29 protein-coding genes are annotated in these 22,762 nt (G+C 57.9%); 25 read left to right on the top strand and 4 right to left on the bottom strand.

What is annotated here, in order from left to right; all coding sequences use genetic code 11:
* Positions 1-9: 9 nt before the first annotated feature.
* The 4 genes from ACZ5CE_RS07750 to ACZ5CE_RS07735 form a co-directional block, all read right to left on the bottom strand.
* Complete coding sequence (locus ACZ5CE_RS07750; protein WP_464574311.1) at positions 10-1,575, bottom strand: FAD-binding protein; 1,566 nt, start codon at positions 1,573-1,575, stop codon at positions 10-12.
* On the bottom strand, positions 1,559-2,020 hold the full coding sequence (locus tag ACZ5CE_RS07745; RefSeq protein WP_464574310.1) for a Bor/Iss family lipoprotein: 462 nt from the start codon (positions 2,018-2,020) through the stop codon (positions 1,559-1,561). Before ACZ5CE_RS07745 ends, ACZ5CE_RS07750 begins: the two co-directional genes overlap by 17 nt.
* Before the next feature lie 15 nt (positions 2,021-2,035).
* The gene (locus ACZ5CE_RS07740; RefSeq protein WP_464574309.1) at positions 2,036-2,608 is read right to left on the bottom strand and encodes a hypothetical protein; all 573 of its coding nucleotides are present in this window, start codon (positions 2,606-2,608) and stop codon (positions 2,036-2,038) included.
* 268 nt (positions 2,609-2,876) lie between these two features.
* The gene (locus tag ACZ5CE_RS07735) at positions 2,877-3,002 is read right to left on the bottom strand and encodes a hypothetical protein (RefSeq protein WP_464574308.1); all 126 of its coding nucleotides are present in this window, start codon (positions 3,000-3,002) and stop codon (positions 2,877-2,879) included.
* Between the two features lie 108 nt (positions 3,003-3,110).
* Between ACZ5CE_RS07735 and ACZ5CE_RS07730 the strand changes: the two genes are divergently transcribed.
* The 25 genes from ACZ5CE_RS07730 (at position 3,111) to ACZ5CE_RS07610 (ending at position 22,759) form a co-directional block, all read left to right on the top strand.
* Positions 3,111-3,497: a hypothetical protein gene (locus tag ACZ5CE_RS07730; protein ID WP_464574307.1), complete on the top strand. Its 387-nt coding sequence runs from the start codon at positions 3,111-3,113 to the stop codon at positions 3,495-3,497.
* Positions 3,475-3,780 carry a hypothetical protein gene (locus ACZ5CE_RS07725; RefSeq protein ID WP_464574306.1) on the top strand — a complete coding sequence of 102 codons (306 nt, stop codon included), beginning with the start codon at positions 3,475-3,477 and terminating at the stop codon, positions 3,778-3,780. The genes ACZ5CE_RS07730 and ACZ5CE_RS07725 overlap by 23 nt, the downstream gene beginning before the upstream one ends.
* 141 nt (positions 3,781-3,921) lie before the next feature.
* On the top strand, positions 3,922-4,356 hold the full coding sequence (locus ACZ5CE_RS07720) for a terminase small subunit-like protein (protein ID WP_464574305.1): 435 nt from the start codon (positions 3,922-3,924) through the stop codon (positions 4,354-4,356).
* 52 nt (positions 4,357-4,408) lie between these two features.
* Entirely contained in the window at positions 4,409-5,665 is a 1,257-nt protein-coding gene (locus ACZ5CE_RS07715) for a PBSX family phage terminase large subunit (protein ID WP_464574304.1), read from the top strand.
* Positions 5,662-7,488, top strand: coding sequence for a portal protein (locus ACZ5CE_RS07710; RefSeq protein WP_464574303.1), 1,827 nt, complete (start codon positions 5,662-5,664; stop codon positions 7,486-7,488). Before ACZ5CE_RS07715 ends, ACZ5CE_RS07710 begins: the two co-directional genes overlap by 4 nt.
* 190 nt (positions 7,489-7,678) lie before the next feature.
* Positions 7,679-8,485: a hypothetical protein gene (locus tag ACZ5CE_RS07705; RefSeq protein WP_464574302.1), complete on the top strand. Its 807-nt coding sequence runs from the start codon at positions 7,679-7,681 to the stop codon at positions 8,483-8,485.
* A gap of 2 nt (positions 8,486-8,487) precedes the next feature.
* Positions 8,488-9,456, top strand: coding sequence for a heparin lyase I family protein (locus ACZ5CE_RS07700; protein WP_464574301.1), 969 nt, complete (start codon positions 8,488-8,490; stop codon positions 9,454-9,456).
* A gap of 51 nt (positions 9,457-9,507) precedes the next feature.
* Positions 9,508-10,083 (top strand): hypothetical protein, encoded by a 576-nt coding sequence (locus ACZ5CE_RS07695; RefSeq protein ID WP_464574300.1) that lies wholly within the window; start codon positions 9,508-9,510, stop codon positions 10,081-10,083.
* A 1-nt stretch (position 10,084) separates the two neighbouring features.
* The gene (locus ACZ5CE_RS07690) at positions 10,085-11,665 is read left to right on the top strand and encodes a right-handed parallel beta-helix repeat-containing protein (protein WP_464574299.1); all 1,581 of its coding nucleotides are present in this window, start codon (positions 10,085-10,087) and stop codon (positions 11,663-11,665) included.
* 151 nt (positions 11,666-11,816) lie between these two features.
* A complete protein-coding gene (locus ACZ5CE_RS07685; protein WP_464574298.1) occupies positions 11,817-12,767 on the top strand; it encodes a hypothetical protein in 951 nt (316 codons plus the stop codon).
* Between the two features lie 15 nt (positions 12,768-12,782).
* Positions 12,783-14,054, top strand: a complete 1,272-nt coding sequence (locus tag ACZ5CE_RS07680) for a phage capsid family protein (RefSeq protein ID WP_464574297.1) — start codon at positions 12,783-12,785, stop codon at positions 14,052-14,054.
* A gap of 55 nt (positions 14,055-14,109) precedes the next feature.
* Positions 14,110-14,556: a hypothetical protein gene (locus ACZ5CE_RS07675; RefSeq protein WP_464574296.1), complete on the top strand. Its 447-nt coding sequence runs from the start codon at positions 14,110-14,112 to the stop codon at positions 14,554-14,556.
* 125 nt (positions 14,557-14,681) lie between these two features.
* Positions 14,682-15,074 carry a hypothetical protein gene (locus tag ACZ5CE_RS07670; RefSeq protein WP_464574295.1) on the top strand — a complete coding sequence of 131 codons (393 nt, stop codon included), beginning with the start codon at positions 14,682-14,684 and terminating at the stop codon, positions 15,072-15,074.
* A 230-nt stretch (positions 15,075-15,304) separates the two neighbouring features.
* Entirely contained in the window at positions 15,305-15,649 is a 345-nt protein-coding gene (locus ACZ5CE_RS07665; protein WP_464574294.1) for a hypothetical protein, read from the top strand.
* 1 nt (position 15,650) lies between these two features.
* Positions 15,651-16,322: a phage adaptor protein gene (locus ACZ5CE_RS07660; RefSeq protein ID WP_464574293.1), complete on the top strand. Its 672-nt coding sequence runs from the start codon at positions 15,651-15,653 to the stop codon at positions 16,320-16,322.
* Between the two features lie 57 nt (positions 16,323-16,379).
* Complete coding sequence (locus ACZ5CE_RS07655; RefSeq protein ID WP_464574292.1) at positions 16,380-17,276, top strand: hypothetical protein; 897 nt, start codon at positions 16,380-16,382, stop codon at positions 17,274-17,276.
* Between the two features lie 11 nt (positions 17,277-17,287).
* Complete coding sequence (locus tag ACZ5CE_RS07650) at positions 17,288-17,623, top strand: hypothetical protein (RefSeq protein WP_464574291.1); 336 nt, start codon at positions 17,288-17,290, stop codon at positions 17,621-17,623.
* Positions 17,623-18,213 carry a hypothetical protein gene (locus tag ACZ5CE_RS07645; protein WP_464574290.1) on the top strand — a complete coding sequence of 197 codons (591 nt, stop codon included), beginning with the start codon at positions 17,623-17,625 and terminating at the stop codon, positions 18,211-18,213. Before ACZ5CE_RS07650 ends, ACZ5CE_RS07645 begins: the two co-directional genes overlap by 1 nt.
* 82 nt (positions 18,214-18,295) lie before the next feature.
* Positions 18,296-18,466 carry a hypothetical protein gene (locus ACZ5CE_RS07640; protein ID WP_464574289.1) on the top strand — a complete coding sequence of 57 codons (171 nt, stop codon included), beginning with the start codon at positions 18,296-18,298 and terminating at the stop codon, positions 18,464-18,466.
* 1 nt (position 18,467) lies between these two features.
* The gene (locus tag ACZ5CE_RS07635) at positions 18,468-18,794 is read left to right on the top strand and encodes a hypothetical protein (RefSeq protein ID WP_464574288.1); all 327 of its coding nucleotides are present in this window, start codon (positions 18,468-18,470) and stop codon (positions 18,792-18,794) included.
* Complete coding sequence (locus ACZ5CE_RS07630) at positions 18,791-19,093, top strand: hypothetical protein (protein WP_464574287.1); 303 nt, start codon at positions 18,791-18,793, stop codon at positions 19,091-19,093. Before ACZ5CE_RS07635 ends, ACZ5CE_RS07630 begins: the two co-directional genes overlap by 4 nt.
* Positions 19,094-19,190: 97 nt before the next feature.
* Positions 19,191-19,775 (top strand): glycoside hydrolase family protein, encoded by a 585-nt coding sequence (locus tag ACZ5CE_RS07625; protein ID WP_464574286.1) that lies wholly within the window; start codon positions 19,191-19,193, stop codon positions 19,773-19,775.
* Positions 19,772-21,826: a hypothetical protein gene (locus ACZ5CE_RS07620; RefSeq protein ID WP_464574285.1), complete on the top strand. Its 2,055-nt coding sequence runs from the start codon at positions 19,772-19,774 to the stop codon at positions 21,824-21,826. Before ACZ5CE_RS07625 ends, ACZ5CE_RS07620 begins: the two co-directional genes overlap by 4 nt.
* 137 nt (positions 21,827-21,963) lie before the next feature.
* Positions 21,964-22,347: a hypothetical protein gene (locus tag ACZ5CE_RS07615; protein ID WP_464574284.1), complete on the top strand. Its 384-nt coding sequence runs from the start codon at positions 21,964-21,966 to the stop codon at positions 22,345-22,347.
* A 22-nt stretch (positions 22,348-22,369) separates the two neighbouring features.
* Positions 22,370-22,759, top strand: coding sequence for a hypothetical protein (locus tag ACZ5CE_RS07610; RefSeq protein ID WP_464574283.1), 390 nt, complete (start codon positions 22,370-22,372; stop codon positions 22,757-22,759).
* The last annotated feature ends 3 nt before the right edge of the window (positions 22,760-22,762 follow it).

Below are 22,762 nucleotides of genomic sequence, written 5' to 3'. Positions count from 1 at the left end.
GGGCAATGCTTAGCCTGCCAATCCCGCTGCCTTCATGAAATCATTGGTGAAAACCTGCTGCACCGCTGCATCGTCCAGCAGTGTTTTGCGGCTGGCGAGCCATTGGTCCACTGCGGCGTCGCCATAACGGTTGCGCACGCGCTCGGGAGTGAGGAAAGCATTGTATTTTCCCCAGTGTAGCGTGAACGGTATGCCCGCCGCATCGAGCCGCTTCCAGACTTCGTTGAAATAGGCGCGCGTCTCCGGCGTGTTCACCGCGTCCATTTCCATGACTGCCGTAACCGGAAAACGGGTAAACCCGAGCAGAGCCTGGGTGCCTTTGACAAAGCGATGAGACAAAACCAGCGGGAGCACGATATTCGCATCCCGGTACGCCCCGAAGGCAATTTCCATGGCTTCGACCGCCTTTGCGACAGGCATGCCAATGCCACAGGCAAGCGTCTTGCCCAGCGTTTTCTCTCCCCGGAAAAGATCACGAATGATTGCCTGCTTGAAGTAGGGCGCGAACTCCTGGTTAACCTGGCTATTCAGGAATGGCACCGCCAGCTTGTTCAGCGGGCTGGGAATCTTCCCCACCAACGTGCCCATGACATCGAGCCCTGATGCACCCAGTCCGGCCCCGCCCGCATTCCAAACCGGTGGCGAGTAATGATCCGGGTCGTAGGAGGATTCATACATGATATGAACGATGGCTTCGGCGGGGGGCGTGCCTTCGTTGGGGTTGAAGAAAATCTCGAAATGGTAGGGCTTATTCCTGGGAAAGCCAGAAGCCTCGGCAGGCAGGGGAATGAGGGTAGGGTCACAAATTGCGATTGCGTGCTTGAGGGTGTCGTCGTAGGGGCGCCGGAAACGAGCGGCATTGAGGAGGAACAGTTCGCGCGTTTCGATCAGGACGCCATGCACGATGCCGAAGGCGCCGAGGCTCACGAGGGCGGCGTTGAACAGCGTGTCGTCTCTTATGAAATCCGCCCCTATGCTTTCGGCAAAGGCTGCCTCCATGACGGGAGCGGATTTGCGCTCGAGGTAGACGTGCCTGCCTGGTGCGGTAACGAGATGCAAGCCCACTACCATTTCCTGCATGGCGCCGAACTTATATGCGCCGCCATGCGTACCGGTGGATATCGCGCCCGCGATGGTCTGGCCGTTATTGGAACCGCATCCCTTAATGGATAGGCCGCTACTGAAAAGATGGTCGTTCAGGGCGGCGACCGAATTTCCGCATTCGATGAAACGTAATTTGGCCGTTTCTCCTGCATAGGCTGGTTCGGCAAGATCAGCCGGCACTTCGAATGACAGCCGCAGCGCGGTGTTATCGATGAGCCTGCCCGCGGTGACGGCAACCGTACTCAGCGACCACAGGCTGCCGTGTGCTCGCAGCAACTTCCCTTCCCGGACGCAGGCCTGGATGATGCCCTGCAATTCCGCCGTCGCCTGATTGTAGGTCTCCAGCGGGGGATTATTGCCGCGATCGACGCCAAACACATACTCGCCTTCCATGGCCTGCTTATAAGCCAGGTGCCGTCCCTGCTCCATTGGCTTTGGCGTGAAAACACTGCGTCTACTTCCGTTCGTCATGATCTGTCCTCAAGCCATCTGCGCGCTTTCCTCTTTTTGCGCGACTCCGTGATCGCGGCCGTTTCGACGGCGAGGGCAGCATCCCGCCTGGCCTGGTTGGTGGCGCCTTGCACCGGAAGTAGACTTCGGTGGGCATCCATAAACCCAGGGTGAACACACCCGCGAGATCATGCGCGAAAGTACGGTATATGATGACGTCATTTATGCCCTGGCCGTAGCATTCGGCGGCGAGAACCTGCGGATCGAGCAGCAGGCCCCAGAAGTAAGCGTGCATGATTTTCTTCTGGTATCCGTCCGTATAGCCCGGCTGCCGCATGGGATCGGAATCCGGGATAGTGATCTGGAAGCTGGCGCAGCCCTGCAAAAACAATGTGGCTACCATGCAGGCGGCGGCAAGCAGGGCGCTGAAGCGGGTGGGGATTAGCGTTGTGTTCCGGAACTTCATCGCGGTTTGCTCTTGTCAGGGTGGTGGATTTCGAGTGGCGGACGGCACATTCGTGGTCGTGTAGTTTTTCGTCTTCGGAACTTCACCATCGATGGTATAGACGGGGCAGGGCTGGGTATCACCGGGCGCTGCAAGTGATCTCGTCGTCGTGATCTTGACCATTCGCTTCCCCGCTGCCGCTGCCGGAGGGTCGCACACGATATAGCCGTTATACCGGTGCAAGGGCGTGCCGGCCGGCAGGTAGCTCCCCGGATACTGAAATCCATACCGGGTTTGCGATCCCCATAATGGGCCGTTGATGGGCAGCGGCAGCAGCATTCGCGGAACCGAGGAGGATGTTTCCAGACCACTGCTGCTGGAAAGCAAGTGGGAACCGAAGCCGGAACTGGAATCGAGGGAAAAAGAGGGGAAAGAGCGAATAAAGGGACTGTCCAGGCCCATATTCGCATGCAGGGCCGAAGGAATATGGCCCAGGCCATGGTCCACATCATGGCCCATGTGGCCTCCGAATGTTTCCTGCGCAGATGAGGGATCCGAGATGCCGAGCGCTGCGCTGACGATAATCAGTGATGCCGGAAATTTGATCATGCTATCGATTACGGCAATAAATGATGGAAAATCAATGCCAACGAAGCATTCGAATAATTATAACGCTACTCCTATTTTTAGCACCGGGATGAAAATTTTCCATTCAGAAATGACTTGAGTGGAGGAAACAAGAAAAACTTTAAAAACTGCTTGACAAATGCTAGTTACACTTTATAATGCGAAACCATATAGTGAATAAGTGTGCTTGTACTGAATCCGTTTCTTGATCCATTTCGTGAAGTTGGCGCAGCCGCGCTAATTTAATTGATCAACTGGGAATACCTGGATTCTGGATGAATAACCCGCCTGGAGCGGGTTTTTTGTTTTTCAGCCCCACATAGGCTCGCCGAAAACCTTCAAACTGAAAGTCAGCAATTTGCGGCTTGAGTTGCATGAACTCCGACGCTGCCACAAGCAACACAAAATGAAATCCCCAACCCGCCCTATGGCGGGTTTTTTTATGTCCGATCACTTCATGTGATCATTTTTCCGGATCGAGATAATGATTTGGAGTCCTGCAATAACAGCAGTATTGATAGGCATTGTTGCCGCCTTTTCCTTCGGTGGCGGGTTTGCACTGGGAGACTGGCGCATGGCTTCCCGGGTGGCGCGCCTGAGCTCGGACAACGCATTGCTGTCAGCGGCCAACGATCGCTGCGCAACGGATATCGAAAAGGTGCGTCTTGCCATGGATACGCTCAGGGCTACGACAATCGCCAGGGAAAAAAACGCTGCCAAGGCAATGCAGACCGCATCGAAAGCGGCCGTGCGGCACACGAAAGCCGCCCGGAAAATACAATCCCTGCCGCCCGCGAAGCCCGGGCATCTGTGCGAGAAAATGGCTGCTGAACAAATGGAGTATGTGCGTGACCGTCGCCAAAATGAGTAGGCGAGGCTGCCTTGCCATGCTTCTGGTCCTCATGGGGGGATGCGCCAGCAAGCCGATCATCCAGACCCGCGTGGTGGAGAAACCCATAGCCGTGCCATGCCGTATCGGGATGCCGCCAGAGTGCAAATCGGCCTATGCGGTGGACCGCGTATCGCCGGGCGACGATGCCCTGACGATCAATCGGGCGCTGCGAGCGGAAATAGAGGAACGCTGGGCGTGCGAGACGAAGCTGCGTGCCGCCCTGGCGGGTTGCAACATCCCACCGTTTTCGCCAACTCACTGAGAACACGCAGGATTGCAAGGAACCATGAAAGCATATCCATTGGAAAACAGACCTGAAAACGGAACCAGGGAAAAAGCGTGTATATCTGCCGTGGCCGCAACCACTGAAAAAATGAACGCGCCGGCACAGGAGATCCGCACGATGCTGGATAGGATCTGCGCCGGCATTTCCCTCGGAAAATCGACACGCGCAATGTGTATCGAAACCGGAATCAGCCAGCGTTTGCTCTGGAGCTGGCTGGCAGGCAGCGCGGAATTCATGGAGCAATATCTGCGCGCGAAGGAGTTATGCGTGGATGCGTATGCCGAGGAAATCATCGAAATTTCGGATGACCGATCACAGGATCTCCATCTCGATGAAAAAGGGCGGGAGATAACCAATAGGGAGGCCATAGCGCGCACCCAGCTGCGCATCGATGCGCGCAAGTGGTATACATCCAGGCTGGCGCCCAAAAAATACGGCGACAAGGCAATGGAAGCGCAAACTGGCAACGACAGGAAAACGCGCATGGCTCCCAGCATCGAAATCGCCTTCGTGCCGGCCGGGCGCGGGGATGGAGCCGCCGGCCTGTCGTGATCACCGTAGCGGCGGCAGCACCCATGCGGCATGACATGCGTGGCGAGGTTTCATGATGGCTGCGCATCGGGCCGAATTCCCGGAAAAGCTGCGCTTCCTGTTCGCCCCGGCAAGATACAAGGTCCTGTATGGCGGGAGAGGCGGCGCCAAGAGCTGGGGCGCCGCCAGGGCGTTGCTGATCCAGGCGGCAGCATCGCCATTGCGCGTGCTGTGCGCCCGCGAATTTCAGAACTCGATCGCCGATTCCGTGCACCACCTGCTGCAGGCGCAAATCACCGCGATGGGCCTGGAGGCATTTTATGAGGTACAGAATAGCGCGATCCGCGGGGCCAATGGATCGGAATTCCTGTTTGCCGGATTGAGGAACAATATTTCCCGGATCAAATCGTTCGAGGGCATTGACAGGGTCTGGGTCGAAGAAGCGCAGGCAGTAAGCAAGACCAGCTGGGATACGCTGATTCCGACCATCCGCAGGGAAGGTTCGGAAATCTGGGTAACTTATAACCCCGAACTGGAAACCGACGACACGCACCAGCGATTTGTGATCCATCCCCCGCGGGACGCGATGGTGGTCAAGATCAACTGGAGCGACAACCCCTGGTTCCCGGAAACACTCTGGCGAGAAAAAGAAGAACTGAAAGCAAGGGATCCGGATGAATACCAGAATATCTGGGAGGGCCATTGCAGGACGGCCCTGGAAGGCGCGGTGTACGCCAGGGAATTGAGACGAGCCCAGGAAGAAGGACGCATCGGAGGCGTTCTCCATGATGCCGAAAGGCCCGTTCATACATTCTTCGATCTGGGGTGGGCCGACAACACCGCCATCTGGTTCGCGCAGACCGTGGGCGCCGAGCTCAGGCTGATAGATTATTACAGCAATGCCCAAATGCCGATTCAGCATTATCTCGGCGTGCTGCAGGACAGGGGATATGTCTATGGCATGGACTGGCTGCCGCACGATGCAAAAGCCAAAACCTTGGCGACCGGACGAAGCCTGGAGGAAATCATGCTCGCGGCCGGACGCAGGGTCAGGATAGTGCCGAATCTGTCCATTACGGATGGAATCAATGCAGCCAGAACAGTGTTCGATCGCTGCTATTTCGACGCGACAAAGTGTGCGGAAGGATTGCAGAGCCTGCGCCGTTACCGGTTTGACGTCGACGCGGAGACCGGGCAACTCAGTGGCAGGCCTTTGCACGATTTCCACAGTCACGCGGCGGATGCATTCAGGTATTTCGCCATCTCGGTCGAAGAGGACAAGCCCATGGTCAGCGCGCGCGGCATCAGCATGAAAGGATGGCGGGGATGATGGAATTTCCGATAACGGCGGATATACCGGTCGAAGCCTACGACAAAATCTGCAGGGATATACGTGACCAGCCCAGGTGGCGCCTCGAAGCAGATACCGATTGCGACTATTACGATGGCTCGCAGATAAACAAGGAAGTACTCAGGCGGCTGAGGGAGGCTGGCATTCCGCCGCAGGATTCGAATCTCATCAAGCCCACGATCAATGCAGTGCTGGGAATGGAAGCGCGCAGCCGCACGGATTATAAGATCACCTCAGACGACGAGCCCCAGGCCGAAATAGCGGAGGGCCTGTCAGCCCGGATCAAGGAGGTGGAAACGGAATCCCGGGCGGATCGCGCCATGTCCGATGCCTATTCGAGCATGATCCGCGCGGGTATCGGATGGGTCGAGGTATCGCGCGAGTTCGACCCGCTCCGGTATCCCTATCGTGTGCGGGAAGTACATCGCAACGACATCTACTGGGACTGGACATCCAGGGAGCCGGACCTGTCGGATGCCCGCTATCTGCGCCGCGACAAATGGGTGGACCGGTTGCAGGCCGTTGCGATGTTTCCCGAGAAGGAACAGCTCATCGCCAACAGTTGGAGCGGATGGAGCCGGACGGATGTGTATGAGGGAACCGATACCGGCATGGCAAGCGCCTTCGAGATCGAGCAGACGTGGGGCCGCAACCACGATGAATACCTGAACCGAAGCTCGGGGATGGTGCGCTTATCCGAATTATGGTATCGGCATTTCGAGGACGGCCATGTTCTGGGGCTGCCCGATGGAAGAATCATTGAATACCGCGAAGACAATCCGGTTCACCAGGCTGCGGTAGCCAGAGGGCTGGTGCGGGTGCAGAAATGCCTGCTCACCCGGGTACGAGTCGCCATCTGGCTGGGGCCGCATAAATTGATGGACGCACCCAGTCCATTGCCGCATGCGGATTTCCCGTATGTTCCATTCTGGTGCTTCCGCAAGGACCGCTCGCGCGCACCCTACGGGCTGGTAAGGGATATGCGCGGGCCGCAGGACCAGATCATCGATCTGGATATTCTGCTTTACGAAGTGCTGAACTCCGTCAAGGTGGAAATAGATAACGACGCGCTCGATCTCAACCAGAACACCTATCAGGAAGTCGCGCGCAATATCAGCAGCCTGCGCTCGATGACGGTCCTCAACTCGCAGCGCAGGAATGCTGGTGGATTCAAGGTGACGCGGGAACATCAGCTTGCCGTGCAGGTATTTCAGCTGGTGCAGGAGCGCAAGCGAAGAATCGAGGAAGTTGGCGGAATCTACCGCTCGATGCTGGGAGCGGACACTTCCGCAACCAGCGGCGTGGCCATCAACAGCCTGGTGGAGCAGGGTTCCACGGTGCTGGCTGAGCCGAACGACAACTTCCGGTATGCACGGCGCATAGTGGGGCAGCAGCTCCTGGCGTTCATCAGGCAGGATATGCTGGGCAGGGAATCCGCCGTGGCGGTCAGGCATGGAAGCGGCCGCAGGATGGTGGTTTTCAACCGCCCGGTCATGACTCCTGCCGGCCCTGCCATTGAGAACGACATCGAGACTGCCCAGGTCAAGGTCGTGCTGGAGGATGTGCCGGCCACGCCGAGCTTCCGCGCGCAGCAACTGCAGGCACTGGCGCAGATGGTGCAGGCGGCGCCTCCGGCATACCAGGGGGTCATGTATCCGGCCATGCTGGAGCTGTCGGATGTACCCAACCGGCATGAGCTGGCGGATCAGTTGCGCAGGGTTGCGGGCATGGGCGCCATGGCAGCCACGACCGCCACGGCCGAGGCGACCGGGGGACGGATGATTCCGCCGACGCCCAGGTAAAACCATAGCGTCATGAAAAGTCACGAAAGCAGGTCTGGTTGCCAGAGTCCGTTAACACTTGTATTGCGCGCGCGAGGCTGAGGATTCGAGGCACGGTGCAAGTGGCGCCACACTGCCAGTTTGATCTGAAAATGTGAAATGAGCAATCCAATCAGCAGGTAAATTCCTAAATAACCATCGAGGAGATGACATGATCAGTCTGGTGTATGATAAAACTATTGGTGTTTTTCAATATGGAGCAGGATCGGTTCTCAATCTCGCTCCGAGTGTCGAAGCAAATCTCGTCCAGGCAGGTAGCGCGAAGATCGTGCCGCTCATCAGGCCCATCCTGCAGTCCGGCGTGCGCTGCCATTCGGACGCGGTCGGCACCTGGTCTCTGGCAGGAAGCGTGATAACGATTTCGCGTACAGCCCACGGCGCGCTTACCGGAGACAAATATGCCTTTTCGCCCACCGCCGGAACCGGGACCACCCCCGCTGCAGGCATATACGCAGTAACCGGCACGCCCGATGCGAATACCCTGACGCTCTCCGCTGATGCCAGCACTACGGGCACCGCGGGAACGGGGACCATGACGGGTATTGGCGCCCAGACTCTATTCTCGGGCACTGTTCCGGGCGGCAGCATGGGAAAGAACGGTTCGCTCCGGATCATGTGCCGGCACCGCCACGCCAACAGCGCCAACACCAAAACGTTCGAGGTGTTTTTTGGCGGCGTCAAATTCACTCAGTATGGTGCTACGACCACACTCAGCAGCGGGGTGATGGCCTGGATCCAGAATACCAACAGCGATCAACTACAGCAGTTGTCCACCTCCCCCGGATCGGGGGTCGTGGTCGGCGCCGGTTCCTATAACGCCACAGGAGCCGACTGGAAGACCGCGAACATCGATACCTCCGTCGATCAACAGCTGGTGCTCAAGTGCACCAAGGTAAACGGGGCCGAATTTGCTTCGCTTGAAAATATCATCGTCGAACTTATCCCTTCCCTGGACTGATCATGAAAATTTATCCAATCAATGAAGCGAATTTGCCGGTATCGCAAGCATACCGGCCGCAACTCGAACGATTTTTTCAGGGCGGAAATATTTACGTGGTGGAAGCGGCAGGGGATTACGCGGGATTGCCGCAGCCGATTCTCGATTTGCTGAAAGGCAGAACATCAACGGCATTTCTGAAGTCGCCAAGCTTCTATCCCATGTACTACAAAGGCTTGCTGGCGAAATTCCTGATTCATCCGGAAACCGACCTGACCACCATGACAATCGATTCCAATGGCACCACGGCGGCTGGCGTAAGCAGTACCGTCGGCAAGGCAAACAGGGTCTACAGTATTCCCGGGGCAGTCGTCTCCAGAATAGAACCCACTGACACGCCGGTTGCCCATGGCTATCGCGGAGAAATATTTTCGCCCACGCTCTATGCCCAGAAGCTCGCCTTTGGCACGCCCTACAACATCGCCGTGGGTCTCAAACTATGCTCATGGGATTTCATCAACAGCCCTTCCACGCGCATGATCATTTTCCAGGTGCGCCAGACGGAAGACCCCGGCGACTATTCCGGCATTCCCCCGCTTTTCCTGTCGGTGGTCGGATCGAAATTCCGCATCAGCTATGCGTATAACGAAGCCGCCATCACCACCGGCCCGGTAACCGAACGCATACTTTATGAATTCGATGCAATCAGCGACCAATGGGTGTATTTTGGCTTCCGGGCGATTTTCAGCTATACAGGCCAGGGGTATCTCGACGCTTACGTGAATGGCAGCCTCGTAGGCCGGTACGATGGCTCGCTGGGGTATAACGACAGGCTTGGAAACTACGCAAAGATGGGCTGCTACGACGGGGCGGGGGATGGATTTCCTGCTGGCGTCGCCAGCCGGGAAATCCACTACAAGGGCTGTATTGTGATAGAGGAAAAAGCCGGCTACTCGCTCCCTGACATGTACGCGGACCTGCAGGCCGTGTGACGATTGGAACAGGTAAAGCTTTAGTGACTTGAATTTCAAATGGAATGACGCATGATCAAGTTTCGGACCGACAAGACGGTGAGCCTTATCCGTTATGGTGCGGGAACGATCGCCAGCCTGCCCCGGGAGATCGAGGCGGCATTGATAGAGCAGGGCGCCGCCGAAAATTCCCTGGTGGTTTCCAAACCAGTCGAGGTTTTGTCGAGCTCTGCCGCGCCGGTCGGAAGCGCATGGACGGGAGTCGACGAAGTGCTTGCTTCATTCGTCATTCCTCAGGGAATGTTCGGCGTGAACAGCATTCTTCAGATCGAGCCGCTATGGACATTTGCCAGCAGCGCGAACAGCAAGATCTGCAAGGTGAGGGTGGGAGGCATCCTGGTTTATTCCGCGACGCGCACCACCTCGACCAGGGAGGCTCCGCTGATCATCCTCGCCAACCGCAATTCCCTAAGTTCCCAGATACAGCCATATGATACGACTTACGCCACTGCCGGGTCGGGAACTCCCGCTACCTATGCCATTGATTTTTCCATGACAACCACTGTCGAGATCATGGGACAGAGGGCAAATGCGGGAGACGCCTTGACGCTCGAGTATTTCCGTGTTTTGCACTTTGTGGGCGATTGAAATGACTACCTGGTATTTCGATTCACTCTACGGCTTAGACGCAAATAACGGAAAGAGTCAAGATAAGGCAAAACGATATTATGAGGTCTTCGCTAATGTGGGATTTCCTGGTGCGGCACAGGGGGATACCTATCTTTTCAAGCGTGGAACCACACAAGCAATTTCTATTTTAAATATAGGAGTAGCATCTGGGGCAGGTACCACGCAAAGGACGCGGTATGGTGCTTATGGCATTGCGCAAGTTCCTTATTCAATCTGGACTCCTCCTCCAACTGGAACGCTGAATAATAGCTTTATTCTGAACGGCAGCGGAAGGAGTTATATCGATTTTGAAGATATGTATTTCGATGCGCTGAACCGCGCTACTTATACTCTTTATCTTGTCGCTAGTGGTGGCACAGGGAATTCGGGTCACAGATTTCAGCGATGCTATTTTGCCAATACTGCCCCAGGCGCTAATGGAACAGGGCTATTTTTCGGAGGTACTGATACATCAACGGGAGACACGAGCGACTATCTTTTCGAAGATTGCCACTTCCTCAACAATCCCGTCCATGGAATGCTTGTCAATGGCGCACATGGGGTCGTTGTCAGGCGCTGTAAATTTTACGGCAATGGTTTCAATGCCCCAGCGGGAGGTCACGGATTCTCCAACAAATACCGACTCCAGGAGTTTACCCCGTCAGGATGGATGCAGGCTGGACTGGTCTGGTATAGAGCTTTGGCTGCGTATCAGGCCGATGTGTACTATGTCACGACGAAAGTCAGCGGGTATGGCAGGCTCAACAAAAATACAATCACTCCAACTACCCCTCGTGACGGCGAATTTGGCGTTTCCGGCGGAAATCTTTATATCAATATCAACTCGGCAACAAATCCGGCTAGTCAATCCGTAAAATATGCCTGGGGGCGCTGCTGCAATTTATTGGTAGAGGACTGTGAGGCTTATGACAACGTCAACGACCCGTCTTCACCTTTCGTTGAAGGTCATGGGTTCGCTTTTGATAACTGGACTGACGACTCGGTATTCCGGCGGAATAAGTCATACAACAACGGTGGCAGTGGATTCTCCGTTAATATGGGCGACCGCAACATCCTCGAGTCCAACATCGCATACGGGAATCAGGCATCGGGAGCGGTGCTGGCATCTTCGTGGGGAAGTGTCCTGCGCCACAATACATTTTTCGATAATAATCTGGGCCCATCCGGCATCCGGAATAATGGGGAAATAAGCGCTTTTCCGAACTGCAAGAATGGCAACATTACGAACAATGTTCTGCGCCATATTGGTGACCGGTTTTATGGTGTCGATATTTTCCCTGACGTGACCGGATTTACTGGACAGAACAATTGCATATGCGGCTACCTGAACACGGACCGTGGCTCGGCATTGACCGGCACCATTACCGACAATCCTCTGCTCGATGCCCGTCACCGCCCGCAGGCAGGCGCGATCAAGCGTGCCGGGGCCTACCTGGGCGGCAGGGATTTCAGCGGCAGGACGTTCCATAACCCTCCGAGCATTGGCGCGGTGGACACTGCGGCGGAACCGCCGGCACGCTATCTGTTTGTGAAAGCATGAATTTGTAAATCATAAATCCTGCGTAAATCCTGCAATGGCCACCTCCGGGTGGCTTTTTGTTTTGGTATGCAGCAATCATGACAACCATTCGATTCTATCAATTCCGCGCAGCGGACCCGCTCACTGGGTTAAGCAGTTGGAGGAAAAGCCAATGACAATGAAAACCGATGACTTCACGGATGAAGCAATCGCAAATCCTGCACCGGAGGATGTAGAGACGCTGGAGAACGTGACTCCCGCTCCAGACGAGCAGATGGCGAGAGACGAACCCAGATCGGAAGAGCAGCAAGACGTGGCTAACGGCGCGGGGGAAGACGAGCCGATCGTCCACACGAAGAATGGCAAGGGGATCATCCCCTACGGGAGGCATAAAGCATTGCGTGTGGAAAACTCGGTGCTGCGCGAGCAGCTTCAGGCTGCTCAGCTGGAAAACAGAAAGGCGGCCGAAAAGCTCGAAACGCTGTTGAAGCAGAAGAATGAGAATGCGGAAGGAATGGACGGCGAAATCTCCGATGAAACCCTGGCAAAGCATCTGGAAAGGCTGGAAGCGGATATGCCGGAAGTCCATCAGGTAATCACTGCTGTACTGGAGGGAAGCCGAAAGCAAGGCAAAAAACTCGAAAAAACGCTGAATGAGCTGAGATACGAACAGGAAGCATCGGCTCGCGCCCGGCAACTCACCGTGGAGGAGCAGATTGCCGAAGCCAAGGATGGCAACCCGGACCTGGTGCACTGGGAAAACAATGATCCGCATGCATGGGAGGAAGCGCTGAAACAGGACGAAATTCTCCGGACCAGCAGTAAATGGATGGGAAAGTCTTTTGCTGAAAGGTTCGAAGAGGTTGCGCGCCGCGTGAAGGCAATCATGCCGGAAGCTTCCATGCCAAAGCAAGCCGACCCGGAGCAGACTAAGGCTGAAGTGCGAGCCAGGCTTGAAAATGCTCCGGCAAGAAAACCCACAACCTTATCGGATATCCAGGGCGGAGCCAATCCCGCTTCCGAGCGCGACCAGATCGAAAACCTGAGCCCGCATGAACTGGCCAGGCGATTGATGAAGATGCCCTCGCAGCAGGCAGCAGCCTTGAGAGCCGAACTCGATTAAAAGGACCCCAACGAAATGGCTGAAACAAATGTTCCAAGCGGCAGCCCGATTGCCGTGAAACACTATAGCGCCGCGCTCTTCGCCAATACCCTGAAAGGTACCTCAGCCCTGGAAAACCTGGTGGGGCCGGTCGAACCTTCCGCCACCATGGAAAAATTTGCCGGCCAGACCCAGCCCGGAATGCCCCTGGTGAGGATAGACAACCTGATGAAAGGCGCAGGCGAGGTGGTGTCGCTCGACCTGGTCGATACCGTTGGCGGGGAACCGCTGATGGGCGATGTCAACCGCGAAGGCAAGGGCAGCACCCTCTCGTTTTCCTCCATGGAAATCAAGATCGATCTGGCAAGCAAGGTCATCGACGCGGGCGGCAGCATGTCTCAGCAACGCACCAAGCACAACCTGCGCGAGATCGCCCTGGCGCAATTATCCGGCTATTTCCCCAGGCTGGATACGCAGGAATCGCTGGTGCACCTCGCCGGCGCCCGCGGGTCGCAGATCGGTACGGATTGGACCATTCCCCTCCAGAGCGCCCCGAATTTCGCTTCAGTCATGGTCAATCCCGTCAAGGCGCCCACATTCAACCGGCATTTCGTGGTGAATGGCGCAAACCTGGTTCAAGGCGGGCAGCAACTGGGCGCCATCGTTTCCACGGACCAGCTCAAGCTCAGCCATCTGGATAATTTGCGCAAGCGGATCGACGACATGGACCAGCCCCTGCAATCGGTGAAGCTGGCTGGGGACAGCGCCGCGCAGACTTCGAGGATGTGGGTGTTCCTCGCCACCCCGAACCAGTATTCCATCCTGCTTACCGAAGGCTCCCTGCGGGCATTCCAGCAAAACGCGGTAAACCGGGCGGCATACCTCGATGGCCGGCATCCCCTGTTCGCCGGAGAAGTGGGCATGTGGAATGGCATCCTGGTAATCAAGAACGAGCGGGCAATCCGCTTCATGCCGGGAGATACGACCAAAATCGTGACCGCCGCGAACGCCCCCACGGCCACCGAAACCGATCAGGCAATCAATCCGGCCCTGGCTGCGGGTTATGCAGTAGAGCGGGGTCTCCTCCTGGGGGCGCAGGCGCTTGGCGTAGCCTACGGCAGAACCAAGATCAGCGGAATGCAGTTTGGCTGGAAGGAGCACTGGTACAACTTCGAGAGCAACCTGGAAGTCATGGGGGAAAAAGTATGCGGCAAGGCCAAGGTCCGGCTTTCCATCGATGATGGAACAGGAACCAAAGTGCCGACTGATTTTGGCGTGATCGCAGTCGATTCCGCAGTATCGCTGTAATCCCCGCAAGCGCTGTTTTCCAGCCTACCAATGCCATTCTTCAAGGAGTGTATCGATGGCCACTTTCAACGCACCAGATCTGATTACTAAAAACCGCCACATGGGCGGATATGGCAACGCCGTGGTGGTTTACGGCTCCGTAACCCCAGCGGCAGCTGCGGTCGGGGATGTGTACCGCCCGGTCATCATCCCTGGAGGCCTCGACGTGACCGATATCGATATCGTCAACGACGATCTCGATACCGCCGGAACGCCCGCTATCGGATGCAAAATCGGTTTTGCGCCGGTCAATGCGAACGAGGGGCCGACGGCCGATGATGCCTATTTTTCCGCAAGTGGCAACGCCCTGTTTCGCAATGCAGGGCGTACCACGCTGGCTTTTCAACCTCTCAAGTTCGAAAGGCCGGTATTCCTGACCATCACGGTTACCGCAGCCGCAGCCACCTTCGCTGCCGGCAAGGTAACCGCGATCGTCAAAGGCGACGGCATAGGCATCAAGTAACAGGGCGGGTGAAAAGCAAACCAGGGCGGCCGCCCCCATACCACACCAAGCACACCAAGCACGCTAAGCACGCTAAGCACGCTAAGCACATCAAACGGAGGCCGCTCCTTTTATGGGAGCCTGATATGCCATTAGTGAAATATATCGGCAAGACCGTCAAAACCGACAGCATCGGCCGGATCGGCCTGCGCTGGGAACCGGGTCAGGTTCGCAGCGTGACCGCCGAGATGGCGGAGCGCCTGCTGCCGTTTACCGATAGCTGGGCGAAAGCGGACAAGCCCGTGGATAACGGGAACGATGACCACCCGGCGGACGGCGCTATCGGCCTGCTGGCGGAAGAAGCGCGGGTGGAAGAACCGATCCCCGTGGTCGATTTTCACGGCATGGATAAAGTAGCGCTGGCCGATTTCGTTCAGCGCAACTACAACCAGAAGCTGGACAAGCGCCAGAGCAGGGAGGCGCTGCGGCAAAAAGTGGTCGCCCTGTTTTCGCAGCACGAGCTGGATAAGTCATCCTAAATCCGGCAGTCGGCCGCTCGTTTTCAGATTAAAGCTATGATCTATAAAAACTTTTCTCAGTACTCGGCGCTCATCTATATGGTGAGTTCGCTACAGGGCGGATTGTGCAATTTTTGCGGTACATGGCAGCGTTGCAACTCCCTGGAATGGAATAGCCATTCCGCGTCGTTGCGCCTTGCCCTGCACGCCAAAAACCGCACACTCCATCCTGTCCAACTGCCGGATTCAGGATGATGGCATTCACCTATCGGTCGGCGGTCGATCTTGCACGCATCCCGCTGAACGACGCAAGCAAGGACAGGTATCCGGATGAAATACTGCTGGCATTCGCCAACCAGGGCGTGCTGCAGATACTGAAGCGCCGGCCTGATCTTTTCTCCCAGCAATTCGTCCCATGGCCCGATTGGGCCGACGGCGAAAGGCTGCTGGACGATGCTTTTCCGCTGCCCGCCGGGTACCTGCAAACCGTGGCGGATTACATCACCTTCCGGGCTGAAACGGTGGATGACGAACACGTCAGTTCGGGACGGGCATCGGCATTCGGCCGATTCTTCGAGGGGGAGATTCCGCTATGAAATGGAAAATGCGCTGGCTCCATCCGGAAGGGAGCGCGTACCCGTGAAGCCCTGGAGCGAATTCTACGACCTGGTTGCTCCGCATCTGCCCGGCTGCCCATTTGCGGCGATGGATAATGCATTGCGCCAGGCGGCAATTGCCTTCTGTGAGCAATCGCTTGCCTGGCGGTTCGATCATCCGGCCATAGCGATCGAGCCCGGCGTGCCTGCCTATCCTTTCACCCTGCCCACCGAATCGGCGCTGCATGCGATTCTCCATGCGGTGCTGGATGGCAGGAAAATCGCATGCTTCGCTGCCGGCAGGGATATGGAGGAACGCAACAGGACGATCAACCTCCTGCAGGGGGTGCCCTCCTGTATTTTTGGGGGCGCCGATTCTTTCACGCTCACGCCCGAACCCACCGCAAGCGGGGTTTTGATCCTGAGAGTTGTCCTGAAACCGTCCCCGGCCAGCACCGGCCTGGGCGACAGGGAATTTGACGAATACCGGGAAGCGATAGCCCATGGGGCGCTGTTCCGGTTGATGTCTTCGCCCAAGAAGCCTTATACCCAGCTTCAACTCGCGTCATACCACCAGGAGCAGTTCGGCATCAAGACCGGCGCTGCTGCCATGAATGCGGAGAGAAGCTACATTCGCCTGCCGCTGCGCACACGAATCAGGGATCGGGCATAAGCTGCTATGAATAAGCCGCAATGAGGTGGACAAGCGCGGATAGACAGGGAGGAAGATATGGGGCTCAAGTTTTCCAATTTTGGCAAAGCGGTGGTCAGTTCCGCGCCCGCCGGCAGCGCCGGCCTGAATTTCACCGTCGAGGCAGGCAAGGGTCTGCTTTTTCCGGCGCTGGGGTCGGGGGATTATTTCTATGGAATATTCAAGGATGCATCGGGCAATCGTGAAATCGTGAAGGTCGAGGCGCGCAATGCCGACAGCCTCACCATCGCCGCGGGCGGCCGGGGAATGGATGGCACCGCCGCCCGCACCTGGGCGGCAGGCGATTATTTTGTCGCGGGCATCACCAGCGCCGCGTTGCGGGAATCGCTTTCGAATTCCAACCTCATCGCATTGGGCGGCCTTGCTTCCGCAGCGGACAAGGTGCCGTACTTCACCGGCCCAGGCACAGCCGCGCTGGCCGGACTGAGCGCTTTCATCCGCACCCTGCTGGTACAGGCCGATGCGGCGGCGGCAAGAGCAGCGCTGGGAGCAGCATCAGCCGACCTGATTCAGGCAGGCACCGTCATGCTGTTTTTCCAGGCGGCCGCCCCGGCAGGCTGGACACAGGTAACCACCCACAACAACAAGGCCTTGCGGATCGTCAGCGGAGCAGGAGGAGGCTCGGGCGGTTCGGTCACTTTTACGAATGCTTTCACGACCCAGGCTGTGAGTGGATCGAATAGTGCGACGACACTAACCTCGGGCCAAATACCGTGGCATACACATAACACAATATTTTATGGAACGTCTGGAAGTGGTATCTCTCCGTCCAGTGGTGGTTCTCCTTTGGGTGGCACATCTATAGCCACTGATGGGGGTATAGGAGGCGGTGGCTCTCACAATCACACTTTCACGGGCACGGCCATCAATCTGGCAGTGCAATACATCGACCTCATCATTGCGAGAAAGGACTGATGGAGACACGCATGGCAGACTGCCCGCTCGGGGCAAAATGTGAAGAAGTCAAGCTGGACCAGTCAAGACCGATACTCTATCGCTGTCCCTGGTACGTGCAGGTTCGCGGCGTTAACACGAACACGGGAGAAGAAACGGATAGCTGGCACTGCGCCATTGCCTGGATGCCCACCCTCATGATAAACACCGCCAATGAATCGCGCAAGGGGACAGCGGCCATCGAATCATTCCGCAACGCAATGGCCGGACAGCGCGCACAGGCCCGGCAAACGCCCGGGCAGGAACTGCTGGCCGCCGCCCGGAAGGCGGAGAAACGACGGGTGGAATGGCAAAAGGAGGACAGTTGATGCGCATAACCATCATTCGCGATGACGGCCTGGTCGGCATCGGAGGCACATTCCGGATGGTTGATTTATCCGCTTTGCCTCCCGGCATCCGGGCAGTGCAGTGGGACGGAAAAAAAGGCCATGTGGAGCATGACGAATCCGCCAATACGCAGCTCGATAATGTCGAGGATTTCCAGCCCTTCATCGAATTGTGGAAAGAGGCGGCGCCGCGGCCAACGACTCCGGCTGCCGCTGCGCCCAGGCAGGATGCGTTCGCCCGCATCGATGCCGCCTACCAGGACGCCATCAGCACCTTGAAGGCCGGCTATCCGGATGATGAGACGAGGAGCTGGCCCATGCAGGAAACGGAAGCGCGCGCCTGGCTGCAGAACCCGGATGCCGCCACGCCCTGGCTCGATGCCGCCGCAAGCGCACGCGGCCTTTCCAGGGCGGAGCTGGCCGGCAGAATCATGGCGAACGCGGCAGCATTTGCATCAGTCCACGGGCGGCTGACTGGAAACCGGCAAAAACTGCGGGATCAAATCATCGCATTGGGCGATAGTGCACCAAAGGAACAGATGGACGCGATCCAATGGCAAATGGATAAATAAGCCAGGCGGATCCGCCTGCCAGGACGCGGCCATGCCGCGTTTTTTTTATTTTACGAGCCACCATTTTCGTGGAGGAGCAATCATGACTATGTATCAGCGTAATCGCATCAAGCAGGAGTTCGATCGCCAGAATGCGGCAGCCGACGCGGAGGCCGATGGGCTGCTCGACAAATTGAAGGCATCGAAGTGGACTGCCGCCATCCTGCTCGCGTCTGCCGTGGTTTTGATCGTCATTCTCTGGAGCCTGTTCTGAGATGAACGAGGACGATAGCGAGCATAAACCGGAACGGGTGGAGCGGCGCCGGGGGCCATCCACCTATACTCTCTCTTTCAGCGGGATCATCGCGATCGCCGGACTTGCTGCATCCGGCATCGCTACCTACAACGCGGTGCAGAATGATATCGCCAGCCTCAAAAGGGGTGAGCTGTACCAGGAGCGCACCAATGAGCGCCTGAGCGACGAAATCAAATCCACCCGCGCGGAACAGCGTGAAACGATGAGAGAGTTCAATGAAAAACTCGACAGGATCATCGATCAGTGGCCCTATGGAAGAGACGGGAGAAACGGGAGAAAACCATGAGGCCTTATCTCGCAGCCCTGTTTCTCTCGTCCTGCGCCATCCTGGGGCCCACCCCCGGCGGAGATCGTCCTGCCGGCGCGCCTTTCCCCGCGGTCGATCCCGATTCGGGGCCGGATATGGATCCCGGAACCGGTTCGGAGACCCAGGCAGGCAGGACGGATGGGCGCAAAGCCCGATCCAGGCTGCCCTCGGCTACTGCGCCCGCACCGGCGGTCTCTTCCTGCGCCAATCTGGACGCGGGCGACCTCAAAGAAACCATAAAGGCGAAGCTCGACTGTATCAAGGAGAATGCCAAATGATTTTTCATGGCTCCGTCCCTCATGACTCTACCCCGCCTGATCCGCGCATGCAGCCTACGGGGGCAGGGCAGGATCGAGAAGCGGAAAAGGATAGCAGATGATCAAGCCGACTCCGACCCAGGCGCGCGCCACCGTCGCCATGATGGTGCTGGCCGCCTCCACCCTGGTAGGAATTGCGGTCCATGAGGGTTACCGGGAGGAAGCCTACATTCCTGTACCCGGCGACGTGCCAACCATCGGATTCGGCTCCACCACCGGCGTCAGGATGGGCGACAGAACCACGCCCACGCGCTCGCTGGTGAGGCTGCTGGATGAGATCGAGGGAGTCTATGCCGCCGGGGTCAGGCGTTGCGTTACAGTGCCGCTATACCAGTACGAGTACGAAGCCTACGTGCGGCTGGCGTACAGTGTCGGCGTTCCCACGTTCTGCCGCAAGGCCGCACCCGGCAAACCACCCAATCTGATCGATCTGATCAATTCCGGCCGGTATGCCGAAGCATGCGCGCGCATCGAGGCATTCAAATATGGGCCCGGCAGAAAGGTGCTGCCCGGCCTGGTGAAAAGGCGGGCCGAGGAACGGGCAATATGCGAAGGCAGGAAATCCTCCGGGGATGCCGTGCCTCCCGCGCCCCCCGTACCCTTGGCCGGGGATGAGGCCAGCAGCAAGGTTTCGCCCGGATGACCGCATTCCGTATCGCCGGGTTTTCCGGATTGGTGCCGCGCCTGGCAAAACAGCTGCTGGCGCCGAACCAGGCGCAGGTGGCGACCAACTGCAGGCTTACTTCCGGTGATCTCCGTCCCCGGAACGGTCTCCTGCCGGTGTATATGCCGGCCGTCGAAGGCGACATCGTATCCCTGTTCCGCATGGAGAAGGAAGACAATGGAAAATGGCTTGCCTGGGACAAGGATGTGGACGTGGCGCGCTCGCCCATTGCGGATAATGTATCCCGGCGCTTTTACTATACAGGGGATGGCGAGCCGCGCGTGTCGGATTATGACATGGCAACCGCAGGCACGGGACCTTACCCGTCCGGCTGCTACGTATTGGGGGTAACGCCGCCGAAGACGGCGCCTGCCGTCCTCCCGGCAGGGGGCCCCGGCGCCGGAGGAATGGTGATTTCTCGCGCCTATGTCTACACCTTCGTCACCCAATGGGGCGAGGAGTCGAGGCCGTCTCCTCCATCTTCCGCAATCAGCGGGGGCGATAACGGTAGCTGGATATTGTCGGCCATGGATGGCGCTCCGCCGAATTCAGGAACCCTGGCAGATGCGGTGGCAGATTCGCCGCTCCCGGGCCAGGCTGAGGTCGCGCTCGATACGGTTTTCGGCCTGCGCGCCGGTGAAGAAATCCAGTTTGCGTCGGTGGCCGGCATGACTGACCTGAATGGCAGGTTCCGGATTGTGGGGGTGGATACGGCCGCAAAGAAGATAGCGGTGGCGCTCGCGACCAGCCAGGCATACTCGGGTGGAGGGATCTGGGCCCGCGTGGCGCCGCATAACACATCAGGCATGAGCAAGCGCATCTACCGGACTGTCACTGCCTCGAGCGATACGGAATATCATTATGTAGCCACTATCCCCGCGGCGGCTTCCACCTTCAATGACACCGTCGCCGACGGTGAGGTGGCGCTGGCGGAAATTCTGCCCTCCGCCACATGGGAAATGCCGCCGGCCAGCACGCAGGGCATCATCATCCTGGCCAACGGCATCGCGGCTGGCTTTGCGGGCAACGAAGTTTTTTTCTCCGAACCCTTCAAACCCTACGCCTGGCCCGTCGCCTACCGCCAGACCTACGACCAGGATATTGTGGCGATAGCGGTGAATGGCACTACCCTGATAGGCATGACGACTGGAAATCCGTTCACCATTACCGGCGTGGAACCGGCAACGATGGGTGGCGGCATGGAAAAGCTCGGGGTGGCGTGGCCATGCATGGCCAAGCGCGGCGTCGCAAATTTCGCATTCGGTGTCGGCTATCCCGCGCCGCAAGGCATGGTGATCATCGGGACGGCCGCCGGAACAAGCGATATCGTCACCAAGGATTTATTCACCCAAAGCGAGTGGTCGGCACTGAACCCGGGCACATTCATCGCCGCCGCTGCGGACAACCGGTATTACGCCGGTTATTCGGCTGATGGCGGTTCGCTCATGTTCGTGATCGACAAGGCGGAGAGCGCCTCGTTTCTGAAGGTAAACCAGAAAATCACCGCCATATGGGCGGACCCGGCCACAGGCAAGCTGTATGTAGCGGCGGACCGGAAGATATATGAATGGGAAGGGGATGCCGGGACAAAATTGATCTACGAGTGGAAGAGCAGGAAATTCGTTACCGCGCCCCCTCTCAATTATGGCGCAGCCAGGATCGACGCGGATTTCGAGATGTCCGAGGAGGAAGTGGCTTTGGCACGGAGCGCAAATGAGAGCGCCGTGGCCGCCAACCATGCGCTGGCTGTTTCCGGCGCGATGGATGACGGACTGGCCGATTCAGCAGTGGGAGAGCATGAGATAGGAGGCGATGCGATGAGCCCGATTCCACCGTTGCGGCTTGATTCGCTGCAATTTCAGCTATGGATCGACGACACTTTGAAATTCAGCAAACAGATTGGCAGCAGCCGCGCTTTCCGCCTGCCAGGCGGCTACAAGGCCGATAACGTGGAAATCGTGCTGTCGGGCAATGTGAAGGTATCTGCGGTGACACTGGCGGAAACCATGGATGGGTTAAGACAGGCCTGAGGCTCGGGCGGGCCGGGCCAGGCGGGTCCGGATAGCCAAGTTCGCTACAGGGTGGATTCAGGTTGATGGATTTATCGGTTCGCACCCGGGAAACCAGGACAACCAGGCGGAAACCAGAGGACTAGAGGAGGCATGAAATGGCAAAATATGCACACGCGGACGTGCTGGACGGGGGGTTGAATGCGATCAGGAGCGGCAGCCTGCGCATGCTGCTGCTCAAGACGTACGCTGCGGGCGACAGCTATGCAACGGTGACCGGCAATGCCATATGCACCGTCGCGATGGGAAGCGATGACTTCACCCTCTCGGGGGCCGATGGCGCGGCGCGCGTCCTGGCTACGGCTGCCAAGAGCGCAACGGCGGCGGCCAGCTCGGGCGCGGCGCCGGATTTGCACATCGCGTTCACCGACAACGCCAGCAGGGTGCTATGGGTCACCGATGAAACGTCGGACCAGGTCGTCACCAGCGGCAACACGGTCGTATTTCCGTCCATCACCTACACCAGCTCCCAGCCTTCATGAAGAACCGGACGGGAGGCAGATCATGGCATTGACGAAAACCGCCCGCACGCTCGTGGCGAACGGACCCAATCCTCCCGGTGGCACGACGCGCGGCACACTGGACCTCAATGCGGTGCAGGGGCCCAGCAGGCTTACCCTGAGCATAGCCAATGGCGCCATCGGTCCTGCCACGCAATGCACGGCGCGGGTATTGATCGCGCACAGCGCGACCCTGCCGCCTCCCGGCAGTGCGGGGCCGAGCTGGAAAACGCTTTTCCCGGCGGTTGGACCCGGCATCGGGGCGAATGCGGCGTTGGGCTGGACCTATCCCATCGGCCGGGAGATCATGTGCCTGGAGGTCGAATTCACGGGCAATACGGGACAGGCGGTTACCGTCGAGGCATATCTCAGCGAACTGACGACGGTAGCCTGAATA

The sequence above is a fragment of the Nitrosospira sp. TNL200 genome (assembly GCF_055386305.1).
This window is presented reverse-complemented; position numbering and strand designations above follow the sequence as displayed.

Coding starts and splice junctions, on each gene's coding strand:
- ACZ5CE_RS07750 (WP_464574311.1), bottom strand. CDS start 1,575: ATGACGAACGGAAGTAGACGCAGTGTTTTCACGCCAAAGCCAATGGAG.
- ACZ5CE_RS07740 (WP_464574309.1), bottom strand. CDS start 2,608: ATGATCAAATTTCCGGCATCACTGATTATCGTCAGCGCAGCGCTCGGC.
- ACZ5CE_RS07735 (WP_464574308.1), bottom strand. CDS start 3,002: ATGCAACTCAAGCCGCAAATTGCTGACTTTCAGTTTGAAGGTTTTCGG.
- ACZ5CE_RS07655 (WP_464574292.1), top strand. CDS start 16,380: ATGGGGCTCAAGTTTTCCAATTTTGGCAAAGCGGTGGTCAGTTCCGCG.
- ACZ5CE_RS07690 (WP_464574299.1), top strand. CDS start 10,085: ATGACTACCTGGTATTTCGATTCACTCTACGGCTTAGACGCAAATAAC.
- ACZ5CE_RS07730 (WP_464574307.1), top strand. CDS start 3,111: ATGATTTGGAGTCCTGCAATAACAGCAGTATTGATAGGCATTGTTGCC.
- ACZ5CE_RS07745 (WP_464574310.1), bottom strand. CDS start 2,020: ATGAAGTTCCGGAACACAACGCTAATCCCCACCCGCTTCAGCGCCCTG.
- ACZ5CE_RS07685 (WP_464574298.1), top strand. CDS start 11,817: ATGACAATGAAAACCGATGACTTCACGGATGAAGCAATCGCAAATCCT.
- ACZ5CE_RS07710 (WP_464574303.1), top strand. CDS start 5,662: ATGATGGAATTTCCGATAACGGCGGATATACCGGTCGAAGCCTACGAC.
- ACZ5CE_RS07645 (WP_464574290.1), top strand. CDS start 17,623: ATGCGCATAACCATCATTCGCGATGACGGCCTGGTCGGCATCGGAGGC.
- ACZ5CE_RS07650 (WP_464574291.1), top strand. CDS start 17,288: ATGGCAGACTGCCCGCTCGGGGCAAAATGTGAAGAAGTCAAGCTGGAC.
- ACZ5CE_RS07715 (WP_464574304.1), top strand. CDS start 4,409: ATGATGGCTGCGCATCGGGCCGAATTCCCGGAAAAGCTGCGCTTCCTG.
- ACZ5CE_RS07680 (WP_464574297.1), top strand. CDS start 12,783: ATGGCTGAAACAAATGTTCCAAGCGGCAGCCCGATTGCCGTGAAACAC.
- ACZ5CE_RS07705 (WP_464574302.1), top strand. CDS start 7,679: ATGATCAGTCTGGTGTATGATAAAACTATTGGTGTTTTTCAATATGGA.
- ACZ5CE_RS07640 (WP_464574289.1), top strand. CDS start 18,296: ATGACTATGTATCAGCGTAATCGCATCAAGCAGGAGTTCGATCGCCAG.
- ACZ5CE_RS07720 (WP_464574305.1), top strand. CDS start 3,922: ATGCTGGATAGGATCTGCGCCGGCATTTCCCTCGGAAAATCGACACGC.
- ACZ5CE_RS07610 (WP_464574283.1), top strand. CDS start 22,370: ATGGCATTGACGAAAACCGCCCGCACGCTCGTGGCGAACGGACCCAAT.
- ACZ5CE_RS07700 (WP_464574301.1), top strand. CDS start 8,488: ATGAAAATTTATCCAATCAATGAAGCGAATTTGCCGGTATCGCAAGCA.
- ACZ5CE_RS07630 (WP_464574287.1), top strand. CDS start 18,791: ATGAGGCCTTATCTCGCAGCCCTGTTTCTCTCGTCCTGCGCCATCCTG.
- ACZ5CE_RS07665 (WP_464574294.1), top strand. CDS start 15,305: ATGATGGCATTCACCTATCGGTCGGCGGTCGATCTTGCACGCATCCCG.
- ACZ5CE_RS07660 (WP_464574293.1), top strand. CDS start 15,651: ATGGAAAATGCGCTGGCTCCATCCGGAAGGGAGCGCGTACCCGTGAAG.
- ACZ5CE_RS07635 (WP_464574288.1), top strand. CDS start 18,468: ATGAACGAGGACGATAGCGAGCATAAACCGGAACGGGTGGAGCGGCGC.
- ACZ5CE_RS07670 (WP_464574295.1), top strand. CDS start 14,682: ATGCCATTAGTGAAATATATCGGCAAGACCGTCAAAACCGACAGCATC.
- ACZ5CE_RS07615 (WP_464574284.1), top strand. CDS start 21,964: ATGGCAAAATATGCACACGCGGACGTGCTGGACGGGGGGTTGAATGCG.
- ACZ5CE_RS07675 (WP_464574296.1), top strand. CDS start 14,110: ATGGCCACTTTCAACGCACCAGATCTGATTACTAAAAACCGCCACATG.
- ACZ5CE_RS07625 (WP_464574286.1), top strand. CDS start 19,191: ATGATCAAGCCGACTCCGACCCAGGCGCGCGCCACCGTCGCCATGATG.
- ACZ5CE_RS07620 (WP_464574285.1), top strand. CDS start 19,772: ATGACCGCATTCCGTATCGCCGGGTTTTCCGGATTGGTGCCGCGCCTG.
- ACZ5CE_RS07695 (WP_464574300.1), top strand. CDS start 9,508: ATGATCAAGTTTCGGACCGACAAGACGGTGAGCCTTATCCGTTATGGT.